Origin of the sequence: Pseudoalteromonas sp. T1lg88, from assembly GCF_002964765.1 — a bacterium.
Classification (GTDB): domain Bacteria; phylum Pseudomonadota; class Gammaproteobacteria; order Enterobacterales; family Alteromonadaceae; genus Pseudoalteromonas.
Map to the genome: position 1 here is coordinate 2,645 of NZ_PQCF01000031.1, position 13,929 is coordinate 16,573.

A 13,929-nucleotide genomic window follows, 5' to 3' on the forward strand; every position below is an offset into this window, starting at 1 on the left:
ACCATCACCCGTGCTCGGTGCGCCCGTATCCAAGGTGGTGGTATCGGTCACGTTTCCTCGGTTACCAGCAGCATCTTCAACCGTCATGGTAACTGTCAACTCACCGTCGGCGAAAATACTGAGGTCCTGTCCGCTAATGGTCACGTTACCGTTTTCATCAACGCTAATTGCTGTAGGGTCAACCTCAATGTCGGTGGTACCGTCACTGATCACGACGCGGATGATTGATGCGCCTGTTTCGATTTGGCCACTTAAAGTGGCATCGGCCGCTTCCGTAGCGGATAATAGGTTATCACCGCCATCATCGAAGATGATGCTATTACCATCATCGCCATTACCTGGCGCTACGGTATCAATAACAACCTCGCCTTCAGCCTCCCCCTCGTTACCAGTTGGATCCGTCGCGATCACAACAACCGCGGTGGTGCCATCTTCTAATTCGGCAACGACGTCATCAGCAATTGTCCAAGTACCATCGCCATTGTTGGTTGCTTCATACTCAACACCGTTAATGATAACGACCACTTTCGCATCTGGATCATTGACTGTGCCGTTGAGCTCGGGCGTTGTATCATTAGTAATTAAGTCGTTAAAAGTGACGATTGGAGCTTCGATATCAAGGCTGTCTGGAGCAATACTGACCTTGTCGTCACTGTCACTTCCGCCATCAAGCGCCAATGCCGCTAATGCTGCACCGCCTAACACTAATGGCCACCACATTATACCTGAGTCGCTATCTTCGTAGCCTAAGCTTTGATAAGTCTCGTCGTCTTCGTCAAGTTTGTCTAACAGGTCTTCAGTCAAGCCGCTTTGCGGAACGAAGGAATAGTAATCTCCGTCTTCTGCTAAACCGAAAAACTTGGGTGGCGTGCTCAGGTCATAATAGCCAGTAATAATAACGTCTGCGATTGCGTCTGGCGCCGCATCACCAAAGTGAAGTTCCAAATTTTCGCCTTCACGTTTGAAGAGAACTTGTTGGGGCGCGACACCTGTTGCAGGGTCAAGTAGCTCGTAACGAACGTCGTTTTGAGCATTGATTGTCAATGCTCCCCCGTCAGTAGTTAAAGAGTGGTTCTCGACCACGCGCTCACCGCTGTAAACAATGATTTCATACCCTTTGACCATGACATCATCTCCGTAAATTTTATAAAAATAGCCAGCAAGCGCTTTCGCTTAGTAGGTGCGCTTGTAAATTAGAATTAGTTAGCCGATAAAACACGCACTGTTACGCGTCGATTCGGTTGTAAACATTGAATCAAGGCATCTCGGCTTAACGAAGAAGGGCAATCCGTTACAACTGGATCCGCCGCACCAAAACCAAATACTTGGAGACTGCCGCTAAAACCTTTGTTTTTAAGGTAATTGGCGACGGTTTGTGCACGTTTCTCAGAGAGTGTTTGGTTGTAGTCGCGAGCACCCAGACGGTCGGTATAACCAGATACAGTAATACGCATAGAGTGGTCAGAGTGGGCCTCGATAAAGTTCACGACTTCATCTAAAGGATGCGAGGCTACGACGTCGGTAAGTTCCGCTCCATCAAAAGCGAAGAGCGCTTCTGAATCAAAAGTAGACATTAGAGGTTCTGGCGTTACAGGTTCTTCTGGTGTGGCACAGTTAGCTTGGTGACGCGCCACCAAAAATGAGCGCGCTTCGCGGCCATCAATGACATCGCTAACACTGCGGTGCGTCGAAACCTGGTAGGTAACTCCGGATGCTTGTGTGCTTGGTTGCAACTTGACGTAATACACAGAGTTTTCAGCAATAGGCAACTCTACTGAGACGGCTGCTGAGCCACCTCGAGCGATTTGGAAAGTTTGCATACCACTGCAGGCTTGAATAACTGTGTATTGTTGCGGGTGCAGCCCGGAAATGACTTTTCCTTGAGTTGAGATAACGATCGAGTTCGTTCGTAAGGTCTCGGCATCAACAGGACCATCGTGGAAAAATACAATTTTTGCAGTAGCTTCTGCATCACTAATCTGAGAAGAAGCTTTGAGCGGTTGGCCAGTTAATAGAGAACCTGAGGTGGTACAGGCTACTAATGTTGCAGCGCAAACAAGCATACAGAGTAATTGAACGTGTTTTAGATAACTTTTCATTTTTTACTTTTCTCGGGAGCGTGTGAAACACCACACTTACTTGTGGACTGACAGAAAAATTAACTTCACCAATTAAGCAAGCGTTAAGTTCTTAACTTATGTTAAAAATAGTATTGTACGATAAGCACTCAATCGTCAAGGACGAAATGATAAAAAAGTACTAATACTTTAAGATTACTATTCAAGGCTTGTTTTTTTGCTTTTTTGGGAGAATTAACTCTTAAAAACAGAAGGTTAAAGTGAAGTGAAGACTATTATTCTCATTTTTCAATATTCGGAACTGTAGGACAATAGAGCTTTTATGCTGGAGCACGTTTTCCATATTGCAAAACTTGATTAACAAACTAAATACAACCAGTTAACCCGCACTCAATAGCTTAGGCTTTAGTTTCCATTAGGCTTGATAAAGTAACTATTCGCCTATAACCACAAGGTTATCCTGTAATTTCAAATAGTCAGCACCGTCCGCAATCAAGTACTTTTTGACGTCCGATATTTCCATAATCATTACGCTAACCAACGATAGGCAAGATGCCTTTTTTGTAAATAGTGCGTTAACTAAAATGTGACATTTGAATTCTATATTCACCCGATCGAGCGCCTTGGTCGTACTTAAATAGCGGCGGGACCCGCTAACCTTCAGAAAGCACTGTTTCAACTCAAATGAGAAGCTTAGTTGTAATTTGCTCATTTATCGAACAACCACTCAATGTGGCGCGTTGAAATAAAACAACGTTTTTCAGTTCGAAAAACAGTCAATATTGAAAAAAGAGTTATCTAAGTTCTCGAGTGGGAGTTATCGAGGACACCCACTCTTATTCTTCACAGTCAGAGGTGGGTGTCTTGGTAATTTTTTAAGATTAAAGATGGGTGTCTTGGTAATTTTTCCCTGCTCATTGTTGGCTCGATTCTGTCATACAGAATCCTTCTTTTTGAGCGGCTCGTCGGGCCCTTGCTATCGGGCTAAAACGGACCCACCTGAATAAATAAAGCACGGCGATTTTTGTAATGGCACTGACACTCGCCAACAGCAATAGCGGCCAACCTTGTGTAAGCCCCATGCTCAGAGAAAATGCGATAGTTGAAATGTCCATCAGTAAAATAAACACACTAATTTTTCTATCCAGCGCCCCGGTCTCCCCCGCCTTAAGCACCAAGGTGATCTGACTGTGATAGCCATGTGCAATGAGCCCGGTAATACAGACTATCATTACCGCCATTATTTGCTGTCCTTGATCTTCATAAGCAGTTCCTATGACACCAAACAAAGCGCCTATCAAAAGTAGCGCCAGGGCCGCTGAAAAACATAGAAACGACGGCCGTGTCTTCCTGTCTCGCCATATTTCATAAAGAATGATACTAACCAGCACTGAGGCGCATAACCTAGGCCACACAATATAGTGATTGAAAGGCTCTATCGACATGCCATATACAAAGAAGGAGTAGTAGGCGAAGAAGCTAACCATAAACATTTTCAGCGACAGGATATGCGTTGGATTTTGTATGTGCTCTTGTTTCCTTCGCCATATGGTACGCACTTGAGAATACACCCCTATTAAACTAAATAAGATGAAGCAAGTATTGAGCGTTCCGAAAAAGTTAAACCACATTAGCATCTAATTCCCAAATTGACATTGTCGACAATATTAATTTATAAACCCATTTAAACAATTTATTTATATGCATATCGAATATAATTGTCGACAATGTGGATTTGAGATAAGTTTTATGTACGATGACGTTCGTTGCTTAAAGACACCAAAATGGAGAAGTAGATGGAAGTTAGGTTTATGGGTCAAGGTGACCTTCAAGACAAGGTGCTTGATGTACTCTTGCAGTTGCGCCCGCAGTACAGTCGTGAAAGTTTGCATGTGCAGATAGAGAAACAAAAAGCGCAGGGCTATCAGCTAGTCTATGTGATATCGGAGGGCGAGGTGTTGGCGGTTGCCGGGTTCAGCATGGGCGAAAAACTCGCTTGGGGAAAGCATATATATATTGAGGATCTGGTTACCAATGAAGCATACCGTTCAAAAGGCGTCGGCACTTTTTTTATGAACTGGTTTAAAAGCTATGCGAAAAAAGTCGGCTGTACGCAGATCCACCTCGATTCAGGCGTGCAACGCTTTCCCGCCCATAAATTTTACCTTAGGGAGGGCTTTCGAATAGCCAGCCATCACTTTTCTATCGTGGAAGCTTTGGACTAAAAGCTACCAAGAGAGTTAAAGAGCCCAAGGGCTGAACGAGAGGCGCTAGAAAAACTGAGTAATAAACAAGACACCCACTCATATACTTTAAGCTTTGAGATGGGTGTATTGGTAATTTGCTTTATTCTACAACGGGGTAACTTGCTTCTCCCCAAAACTCCTGGGCGTTATCCATCATGATTTCAATTGTGAACGGAATAAACTTGGATAAGAAGGTAACCGCATCACGGACCTGAGCCCGGTTTGCTGAACTATTCCAGGTGGCGCCACCATGGATAATCTGGTTTCTTAATGTATATAGGCGAGAAAATATGACCGATAATACGGCGGAGGTGTTTTTACCGCCGAGTGCTTTATTAGCGTAGGAATTTGCGGCTTTAAAGCGCTCTTCCCACTCTTGTTCGGACTTTTTATGATTGTGGAAATCCCAAAAGGGCTGAAACACAAATTTGTTGTTTAACAATACCCTGATACTGCTGGCAAATTCATTCCAGACCAGATCTGCTAAGCGGCCTTGCTCGTCCAGCTGACATAAGCGTTCGATAAAATTACGGAATGTATCTTGCTCGGTATAACGGTAACAATCGTCAATAACATTTGAGTATGCGGCATTAAAGGCTATCCAATAAAAGATAAACTGGGAGTCTTTATCCCCTTCCATCTGCTCTGCTTTATGCAGCCAGCTCAGTGCCCTGTGCACCCGCAAACCTATGTTTTCAGAGTATTCACTTCGTTCGCTACGCTGTCGCGCTTTTAAGCTCTGGTAAGTCACTTCCATATCAAATACCTAAGGCAATTCAAACAAGTTACCCTCAATATTAATAAGTTAATTGCTCCCCCTAGTCAAACGCCCACTATAAAAAAGACAAAGCGCTCTCCTTATCTGCAGGCATAAAAAAGCCCCGCTAAAAAGCGGGGACTTTGAGGTTAACGTTTTTCACGTATTACCAAGGAACACTGATGTTGCAATCTAGGGTGGCCCCTAGGTGCATAAATTAGATTGATTCGAGGGCGATTTTCACCATCTCGTTAAAGGTGCTTTGACGCTCTTCGGCTGGCGTTGCTTCACCGGTGATCACATGATCGCTCACGGTAAACAGCGCCATGGCGTTGGCACCGTATTCGGCGGCCACACCGTAAAGGCCGGCGGTTTCCATGTCCACCGCCAGTACACCTAGCTTATGCAGCTCTTCGTAAAACGAGGAGTCGGCCTGATAGAAGGTATCCGTGGTAAACACGTTCCCTACTTTGGCATCGATACCCAATTCACGAGCGGCGCGTACGCCATTTTCAAGCAAGCCATAGTTGGCCAGGGCGGCAAAGTCGTAGCCACGCACACGGGCACGGTTGACATTGGAGTCGGTGCTCGCACCCTGGGCAAAAATCACGTCACGAATTTTGGTATCCGCGGCGATGCCGCCACAGGTACCAATACGAATAATGTTTTTCACGCCGTAGCTGACGATCAGCTCGCGGGCATAAATGGACATGGATGGAATGCCCATACCCGAGCCCATGATGCTCACCGGCTTGCCTTTATAAGTGCCGGTAAAACCGTACATATTGCGTACGCCAGTCACTTGTTTGGCATCGTCGAGAAAGTGCTCGGCAATATATTGGGCACGCAGTGGGTCGCCCGGCATTAATACCGTTTCGGCAAAATCGCCCTGGGCTGCGCTAATATGTGGCGTACTCATATCTTGTCCTCTTACTGTGCTGTGTCCGGCGTATCGAGCGAAAGCGCCGCAACAAAGCCGTTACCATATTCAAGTGTTGTTAGGTCAAACCATTGCGCCAGGGTCTGGCCGATATCGGCAAAACTCTCACGCTCACCCAGCGCCACGGCTTGCATGCCCGGGCGATAGGCGATTACCGGCACATACTCGCGAGTATGATCCGAGCCTGGGGCGGTGGGGTCGCAGCCATGGTCGGCGGTGATGATCAGCAGATCATCTTCTTTTAACTGCGCCAATACATGGGGCAAAAAGTCATCGAATACTTTCAATGCTTCGCCATAACCCACGGCGTTACGACGATGACCATAGAGTTCATCGAAGTCCACCAGATTGGTAAATACCAAGCTGTTGTCCGGCGCCTGTTTAAACACCTCGACGGTTTTCGCCAGCAGGTTTTCCAGGCCCGGCGCCTTAAATTTTTGGGTGATCCCCTGATGGGCATAAATATCGGCAATTTTGCCAATACTGATCACCTCACCACCGGCGGCCGCCAGCTTATCAAGCACAGTCGGGGCCGGCGGTAACACCGAATAATCGCGGCGATTACCGGTGCGCTTAAAATCATCCTTGTCATTGCCAACAAAGGGGCGCGCAATCACGCGGCCAATGTTGTAGTCATCAAGCAGTGAGCGTGCAACTTCACAGACCTGATATAACTTATCCAAACCAAAGCTTTGCTCATGGGCGGCAATTTGGAACACGCTATCGGCCGAGGTATAACAAATTGGTTTACCCGTGCGCACATGCTCCTCACCGAGCTCGGCAATAATGGTCGTGCCCGAAGCATGACAATTACCCAAGATCCCGGGAATGCCGGTGCGCGCTACCAATTCATCAATCAACTCGGCGGGAAAGCTGGGTGTGGTTAAGGGGAAATAACCCCAATCAAACAACACCGGCACTCCGGCCATTTCCCAATGCCCCGACGGCGTGTCTTTGCCACTGGATAACTCCTTGGCATAACCCCACGCAGCCATTGGCTGTTGGCGATTGGCAACGTTAAGGGTTCGACCAGACGCCGCCTCACAGGCATCGATCAAACCCAGTCGCGACAAGTTTGCCAGCGCCAGGGGTTCACCCCATTGCTGCTGGTAGGCATCTAAAATGTGACCCAGGGTGTTGGCACCAAGATCGCCAAAGGCCTCGGCATCGGGTGCCGCGCCAATACCCAGACTGTCGGCCATCAAGATCATTGCTCGTGCCATACTTGCCTCGCTCTATTACGCTATGTTGCTCACTTTAACCACTTGATAAATTTACCAACAGGACAAAAGTCCTACACTAATTATAGGTTTGTTCTGGGCCTACGGGGTTCGCCGCTGATGTTTTTTCAAGCGGACATAAGTCCTTAATAAAAACCCGTTATAAAGGCTACATTTGTCGAAATAACGTGAGGATTTGCGTCACTTTTGGCGCGCATAAGCGCTAATGGATGGCATCAATTGAGATTATTCGTGGCGAATTTGCTAAAGTAATCAATTGTCTAATTTCAGTCTGGATGCTTTGTTTGTGACACAAACCATTATCGCCATTGCCGGTGCGTCTGCGTCGGGTAAGTCGTTGTTTAGCCAAACTATTTATAACGAACTGGTCAATGAGCTAGAGCCTGGGGCGATCGCCATTATCGAGGAAGACGCCTACTACCGGGATCAATCACATTTACCTATGGCGCATCGCGTCAAAACCAATTATGACCACCCCGATGCCTTTGAGCACGAATTGTTGGTCGAGCACCTGCGCAAATTGCGTGAAGGGTGCGCCGTGGATGTGCCCATTTATGACTATAACGAGCACACCCGCGCAAAGGAAACACGCCGCGTTTTACCGGCAAAGATCCTCATCGTCGAGGGTATTTTGTTATTAAGCGATCCGGCACTGAGAGATGAATTTGATATCAAGGTGTTTATCGATACGCCGCTGGACATCTGTCTGATGCGCCGTATGCAACGCGATATTGAAGAGCGCGGTCGCACAATCCAGTCGATTGTCGAACAGTATAAGCGCACCGTGCGACCTATGTTTTACCAGTTTATCGAGCCGTCCAAGCACAACGCCGACTTGGTGGTCACCCGAGGTGGTAAAAACCGCGTAGCAATTGACATAATAAAAAGTAAAATCAAACACCTACTACAAGAATAACGGGAACATCGGCAATGACAACATTAATGAGCCTGATCGGTATGCTGGTGCTACTGGCGATTGCCTACGGGGCATCAACAAACCGTAAAGCGATAAATCCACGCACAGTCGGCGTGGCATTTTTACTGCAAGTCATCATAGGTGGCTTTGTATTATTTTTTGAATTTGGCAAAAACATACTTGAAGCCATGTCTAGGGCGGTTGCCAAAATAATTGGCTATGCCACCGATGGCATCAGCTTTTTATTCGGTCCCTTGGCCAAGGAAGACACTCTAGGCTTTTTATTCGCCTTTCAGGTGTTGCCGGTTATCGTGTTTTTCTCATCCCTGGTGGCGGTCTTGTATTACCTCGGCATCATGGATTGGGTGATTAAATTCTTAGGTGGCGCGCTGCAAAAGCTATTGAAAACGTCGCGCCCCGAGTCGCTCTCGGCCACCGCCAATATTTTCGTTGGCCAAACCGAAGCGCCTTTGATAGTAAAACCTTTTATTACCACCATGACCAAGTCGGAATTATTCGCGGTCATGGTAGGTGGCTTAGCCACGGTAGCGGGCTCGGTCATGGCCGGTTATGTAAAGATAGGCGTTGAACTGCACTACCTGATTGCTGCCAGCTTTATGGCCGCCCCCGGTGGTTTCCTGATGGCCAAAATGATAGTGCCGGAAACGGAAACCCCGAAGGAAACCCTGGCAGAGCTCGATACCGAGCATGAGCAGCCGGTTAACGTCATCGATGCCGCGGCCGCTGGTGCCTCAAGCGGTATGCAACTGGCCCTGAACGTAGGCGCCATGCTGTTGGCTTTCGTAGCGCTTATCGCCCTGCTTAATGGTGTATTAGGCTGGTTTGGCGGCTTCTTCGATAACCCGGAGCTGACGCTGCAACAGATTTTAGGTTATGTCTTCGCCCCGGTCGCCTGGTTATTGGGTGTGCCTTGGGATGAAGCCATGCGAGCCGGTAGTTTTATCGGCCAGAAATTAGTCGTAAATGAGTTCGTCGCTTATTTGGACTTTGTTAATTATCGTGATGAGTTAAGTGAGCACACACAAGCAATCGTAACCTTTGCACTGTGTGGTTTTGCTAACCTGTCATCGATAGCCATCTTACTAGGCGGGATTGGCGGTATGGCGCCAAGCCGGCGAAAGGACATCGCACGTCTAGGGCTCAGAGCAGTGTTGGCAGGATCTATGGCCAACCTTATGAGCGCCGCAATTGCTGGGTTTTTCCTCTCTATTGCTTAGAAACAAAGAGAAGCCACAGTTGCAAAACAGGGTCTCAGACCTAGGTTGTTGCCTTAAGGGGTTAAGGCAGCAGCTAACTTGAACGATACTTCACCAAAGGGCCGCAAGGCCCTTTTATCGTTTCTGCGCCCTACTAATACCAATTCACTTAAATAGCTAATCATTCTAGCGGGCTAAATGTCATGCTCACGGCGTTGGAATTTTTCGATGTAGAGTAACTACATAAGAAAAATTCCGCCTTGTTATCACATCATTTATCCGGCGCTATATCTGCTCACATACTTAACAGAATTGGTATAAATCCATTAAAGTACCCAAATGAGGAATATTTTCTTCGTTATTAGGTGCATTCTTCATTGCATTTATCTATGCTTAGGGGAATTATTGGCTTAAGGAAAGAGCATGCCCCCCTTGCTGCGAACGTCACTCCCCTTGTTATGTTTCCTATGCGCACTTCTATCTTTTAACAGTGCTGCGGATGACACCGTGCAGGTGGTGACCGAACTGAGCCCGCCCAACCAGATTTTAATCAATGACAATATCGGCGGCAGCAGCACGGATATCGTTCGTCATGTGCTCAGCGAAGCGAATGTGGATGCCGATATCAACATCTACCCCTGGGCACGGGCCTTTTACCTCGCCAAAAAGCAGGCCAATACGCTGATCTACAGTTTAGCGAAAACACCGGAGCGCGAGCCGCTCTTTCACTGGCTGGGCAAGGTCGCCTATTTTCGTTTGGGCTTTGTCAGCTTATCGTCAAGCAAACACATCAACATCAAACAACTCGAGGACGCCCGAGCCTATCGCATAGCGGTGCAGCGCGATGATATCAGCGCCTTGTTTTTTGTAAAACGCGGCTTTACCGTGCTGCAAACCACAGATATCAAGCACTCCTACCGCCTCTTGCTTTCCGGTAAGGTGGATCTGATCATCGATGACCCTAACTATGTCGGTGCCATGGCGCAGCAGTTTAATCTGCCCGCCAGTCATTTGCGTTTTATCAGCGCCATCGAAGAGCTTAGCGTCTACGGCTACTTGGCAGCCAACAAAGACATGGACGCTACCACGGTCGCCAACATCAAAGAGGCCTTCGCCGCCATTGAAGACACGACCTGGTACCAGCAAAAGCTGCGCAACCCCTATCATGAGCTGCAAACCTTTAATGACTAGTGCGCCACCACAAAAACAAGCATCTACATAATTTTTAACAAACTTTTAGTCGCACCTCGGTCGCAGTTATCCGCTCCCTTGCTATGATGTAACAGTCTCCCCAAAAGGATAGGATAACCATGAAAACAATAACGACCTTGGCTTTGGCCGTGGCAACCACGCTGGCCCCCTGGGTGTCGGCCTATGAAACCGAAGACACGCGCCTGTTGCGCTTCCCCGATATTCACAACGAACATGTCACCTTTATTTACGCCGGTGATGTGTATGTGGCCAACACCGCAACCGGTGCCAGCCAACGCCTGACCGATCATGTTGGCTTTGAGACCTTTCCTAAATTCTCACCGGATGGGGAGCGCATCGCCTTTGCCGCCGAGTACAACGGCAGCCGCCAAATTTACGTGATCAACCGCGATGGTTCCGGGCTAAAACAACTGACTTACTATAACGATGTTGGCCCTATGCCGCCGCGCGGTGGTTATGATTACCGGGTGTTGGATTGGACCCCAGATGGCAAAAACGTGGTCTTTCGTGCCAACCGTACCCCTTGGGGCAAGCGTATGGGCCGTCCCTATATGGTGCCGGCGGATGGTGGCTTAGAGCAGCCTCTGGCTATCCCGGAAACAGGCGGGGGTATGCTCTCTCCCGATGGCGGTAAGTATGTGTACACCCCCATCGACCGCGAGTTTCGTACCTGGAAGCGCTCGCGAGGCGGTCGTGCCCAGGATGTGTGGGTGTATGACTTAGAAAACAACACCTCCAAGCAATTGACCAGCAGTCGCGCCACCGAGCAGCAACCGACCTGGGTGGGCGACAACATCTATTTTGTTTCCGACAGCGACTACACCCTGAATCTGTACCAATACCGCGAGGGGGACGAGGCGAAAAAGCTGACTAATCACCAGGATTTTGACGTGCTCTGGCCATCGGCCGGCCCTAACGCCCTGGTCTATGAAAATGGCGGCTACCTCTATCGCTTCGACCCAATTACTGAGCAAAGCACCAAGCTCACCATTAATATTGCCGGTCTACGCCAGTATGCCATGCCTTACAGCAAGAATGTCAGTGAGTTTATCGACTCCATGTCCTTGTCTCATGATGGCAAACGCGCCCTGTTCACCGCCCGTGGTGAGCTCTTTAGCGTGCCGGTGAAACAAGGGCCCACACGCAACCTGTCCTATACGCCAACGGGGCGTGAAATTGACGCCAGCTGGTCGCCAAATGGTCGCTACATTGCCTATATGAGCGATGAAAGTGGCGAATATGAGATTTACCTAAAAGATCGCGCCAACAACAATGCGGTGAAACAACTCACCGACAACGGCACCATTTGGCGCTTTACCCCGGTGTGGTCGCCGGATAGCTCAAAACTGCTGTTTGCCGATAAAAATCACACCCTGTGGTGGCTGGATGCAAAATCCGGTAAGCAGTACAAGATAGATACCGGCCTGTACGATGAGGATGGTATTCAACAGTACATCTGGTCGCCTAACAGCGAAGACATCGTCTTTGTGAAAAACAACGAAAACCGCTATGCCTCGCTATGGCACTACAATACCGATGAGCAAACGGTGACGCGCTTAACCGACGAGATGACCAATGAGCACAGCCCGGCCTTCTCACCGGATGGCCAATACCTGTACTTTACCTCTGAGCGCGACTTCAACCTCGCCTTTAGCAGCTACGAGTTTGACTACATGTTTAACCGTGCCACGCGCATTTATGCCGCCGCGGTAAACAGCAAGATCACACCCTTAATTGCCCTGCAAAGCGATGAAGCGGCCATCCTTAGTGACGATGACGACAGCAAAGAAACAAGCAAGAAAAACCAGCTGCAAAGCAGTGGCTTTATGCAACGGGTGACCGTTCTTAACGCTCCAGCGGGAGACTACAACGCCTTAGCCGGCGTCGAAGGCGGCGTGTTAATCATGAGCAGTGGCGATTTACAGCTGCTTGGCACAGAGCACGACGCTGAACTGAAAACCGTGGCCAAAGGTGTTAGTGGCTATACCCTGTCCAGCAACCGTGAACATGTTTTGGTGCGTGCCGGTAAGGACTACAGCGTTATTGCGCCGAAAGCGGATCAGGATTTGAACGCGGCCAAGCTGGATTTAACCAAGATGACGCTGAAAATCGACCCGCAAATCGAGTGGCAGCAAATGTATGTGGAAGGCTGGCGCACCCTGCGTGATTGGTTCTACGATGAAAACCATCATGGTCAGGACTGGGATGCTATCTTGGCCAAATATCAGCCGTTGGCCAATGCCGTGGCGCACCGCGCCGATCTTGACTATGTGCTGAGCGAAATTGCCGGTGAGATCAATGCCGGTCACATCTATGTGCAATCCGGTGATATGCCTACGGCCGAGCGCAAAAAACACGGTTTGCTGGGCGCCAAACTGGCGAGCCACGACTCGGGTTATGTGCAAATCGAGCAGATTTTCCAAGGCGAAAACTGGCATGAAGACTTCCGTTCACCACTGGGCACCACGGGCGTTAAAGCCAGCGAGGGAGACTTCATTATTGCCGTTAACGGCCGCCCAGTCACCCAGGTGAGTAACTTCTATGAATTGCTGGAAAACACCCAGGGAGAGCAAGTTGAGCTGCTAATAAACTCCAAACCAAGCCAAAAAGGTGCCTGGAAGGTCAGCGTCAAGCCAGTGGCCAGCGAGCAAGGCCTGCGTTATCTGCAATGGGTGCACGAGCGCGCCGACTATGTGACCAAGCTTTCCAATGGCCGAATCGGCTATGTGCACTTGCCCAACACCCATTACGAGGGCAACCGCGCCATGTTCAAAAACTTTATGCCGCAAACCACCAAGGACGCCATGATCATCGACGACCGCTACAATGGCGGTGGCTTTATTCCCGAGCATATGATCACCTGGCTGGCACGTAAGCCGCTGAACTACTGGAAACGCCGTGGTGTTGAGCCGACAAAAACCCCGCAGTTTGCCCACGATGGTCCTAAGGCCATGCTGATCAATGGCTATTCCAGCTCTGGCGGTGATGCCCTGCCTTACTATTTCCGTCAGGCGGGTTTAGGTAAGCTGATTGGTACTCGTACCTGGGGTGGCTTAATCGGTATTTCCGGCAACCCGAATCTGGTCGATGGCGGCCAGGTGATTGCGGCGACCTTCCGCATCCTAGATAACGAGGGGAACTGGATCATCGAGAACGAAGGCGTAACGCCGGATATCGAGGTGATAGATCGTCCTGAGCTTATTTATCAGGGTAAGGATCCCTCCATTGAGCGCGCCGTTGAAGAGCTACTCAAGGAACTTGAGGCCAAGCCGAGACAACCACTGAGCGTGCCGCCGGCACCCAGTAAGTTCTAACTAGAGCG

Annotated in this window: 11 protein-coding genes; 5 read left to right on the forward strand and 6 right to left on the reverse strand. The window is 48.9% G+C overall.

Features of this window, described 5'->3' with window-relative positions; all coding sequences use genetic code 11:
- The 3 genes from C2M34_RS09265 to C2M34_RS09280 all read right to left on the reverse strand — a co-directional run.
- The coding region (locus tag C2M34_RS09265; RefSeq protein ID WP_234398786.1) for an Ig-like domain-containing protein at positions 1–1,044 on the reverse strand (1,044 nt) is incomplete at its 3' end.
- Between the two features lie 155 nt (positions 1,045–1,199).
- Positions 1,200–2,099 (reverse strand): OmpA family protein, encoded by a 900-nt coding sequence (locus C2M34_RS09270; RefSeq protein ID WP_105258605.1) that lies wholly within the window; start codon positions 2,097–2,099, stop codon positions 1,200–1,202.
- A gap of 893 nt (positions 2,100–2,992) precedes the next feature.
- Positions 2,993–3,709: a hypothetical protein gene (locus C2M34_RS09280; RefSeq protein ID WP_105258858.1), complete on the reverse strand. Its 717-nt coding sequence runs from the start codon at positions 3,707–3,709 to the stop codon at positions 2,993–2,995.
- A gap of 165 nt (positions 3,710–3,874) precedes the next feature.
- On the opposite strand from C2M34_RS09280, the gene C2M34_RS09285 reads away from it, so the two are divergent.
- Positions 3,875–4,303, forward strand: a complete 429-nt coding sequence (locus tag C2M34_RS09285; RefSeq protein WP_105258607.1) for a GNAT family N-acetyltransferase — start codon at positions 3,875–3,877, stop codon at positions 4,301–4,303.
- Between the two features lie 121 nt (positions 4,304–4,424).
- Here C2M34_RS09285 and C2M34_RS09290 read toward each other — a convergent pair whose 3' ends face one another.
- From C2M34_RS09290 to C2M34_RS09300, 3 genes are all read right to left on the reverse strand, one after another.
- The gene (locus C2M34_RS09290) at positions 4,425–5,081 is read right to left on the reverse strand and encodes a HEPN domain-containing protein (RefSeq protein WP_233998381.1); all 657 of its coding nucleotides are present in this window, start codon (positions 5,079–5,081) and stop codon (positions 4,425–4,427) included.
- Positions 5,082–5,298: 217 nt separating this feature from the next.
- Positions 5,299–6,000, reverse strand: coding sequence for a purine-nucleoside phosphorylase (gene deoD / locus C2M34_RS09295; RefSeq protein ID WP_105201233.1), 702 nt, complete (start codon positions 5,998–6,000; stop codon positions 5,299–5,301).
- Positions 6,001–6,011: 11 nt separating this feature from the next.
- A complete protein-coding gene (locus C2M34_RS09300; protein ID WP_105258608.1) occupies positions 6,012–7,244 on the reverse strand; it encodes a phosphopentomutase in 1,233 nt (410 codons plus the stop codon).
- A 304-nt stretch (positions 7,245–7,548) separates the two neighbouring features.
- On the opposite strand from C2M34_RS09300, the gene udk reads away from it, so the two are divergent.
- The 4 genes from udk (at position 7,549) to C2M34_RS09320 (ending at position 13,921) form a co-directional block, all read left to right on the forward strand.
- On the forward strand, positions 7,549–8,178 hold the full coding sequence (gene udk, locus C2M34_RS09305) for a uridine kinase (protein ID WP_105258859.1): 630 nt from the start codon (positions 7,549–7,551) through the stop codon (positions 8,176–8,178).
- A gap of 14 nt (positions 8,179–8,192) precedes the next feature.
- A complete protein-coding gene (locus C2M34_RS09310) occupies positions 8,193–9,416 on the forward strand; it encodes a NupC/NupG family nucleoside CNT transporter (protein ID WP_105201235.1) in 1,224 nt (407 codons plus the stop codon).
- A gap of 402 nt (positions 9,417–9,818) precedes the next feature.
- Positions 9,819–10,586, forward strand: coding sequence for a substrate-binding periplasmic protein (locus C2M34_RS09315; protein ID WP_105201236.1), 768 nt, complete (start codon positions 9,819–9,821; stop codon positions 10,584–10,586).
- A 119-nt stretch (positions 10,587–10,705) separates the two neighbouring features.
- Positions 10,706–13,921, forward strand: a complete 3,216-nt coding sequence (locus tag C2M34_RS09320; RefSeq protein WP_105258609.1) for a S41 family peptidase — start codon at positions 10,706–10,708, stop codon at positions 13,919–13,921.
- The last annotated feature ends 8 nt before the right edge of the window (positions 13,922–13,929 follow it).

Coding starts and splice junctions, on each gene's coding strand:
- C2M34_RS09300 (WP_105258608.1), bottom strand. CDS start 7,244: ATGGCACGAGCAATGATCTTGATGGCCGACAGTCTGGGTATTGGCGCG.
- C2M34_RS09290 (WP_233998381.1), bottom strand. CDS start 5,081: ATGGAAGTGACTTACCAGAGCTTAAAAGCGCGACAGCGTAGCGAACGA.
- C2M34_RS09310 (WP_105201235.1), top strand. CDS start 8,193: ATGACAACATTAATGAGCCTGATCGGTATGCTGGTGCTACTGGCGATT.
- C2M34_RS09285 (WP_105258607.1), top strand. CDS start 3,875: ATGGAAGTTAGGTTTATGGGTCAAGGTGACCTTCAAGACAAGGTGCTT.
- C2M34_RS09320 (WP_105258609.1), top strand. CDS start 10,706: ATGAAAACAATAACGACCTTGGCTTTGGCCGTGGCAACCACGCTGGCC.
- C2M34_RS09315 (WP_105201236.1), top strand. CDS start 9,819: ATGCCCCCCTTGCTGCGAACGTCACTCCCCTTGTTATGTTTCCTATGC.
- deoD (WP_105201233.1), bottom strand. CDS start 6,000: ATGAGTACGCCACATATTAGCGCAGCCCAGGGCGATTTTGCCGAAACG.
- C2M34_RS09270 (WP_105258605.1), bottom strand. CDS start 2,099: ATGAAAAGTTATCTAAAACACGTTCAATTACTCTGTATGCTTGTTTGC.
- C2M34_RS09280 (WP_105258858.1), bottom strand. CDS start 3,709: ATGTGGTTTAACTTTTTCGGAACGCTCAATACTTGCTTCATCTTATTT.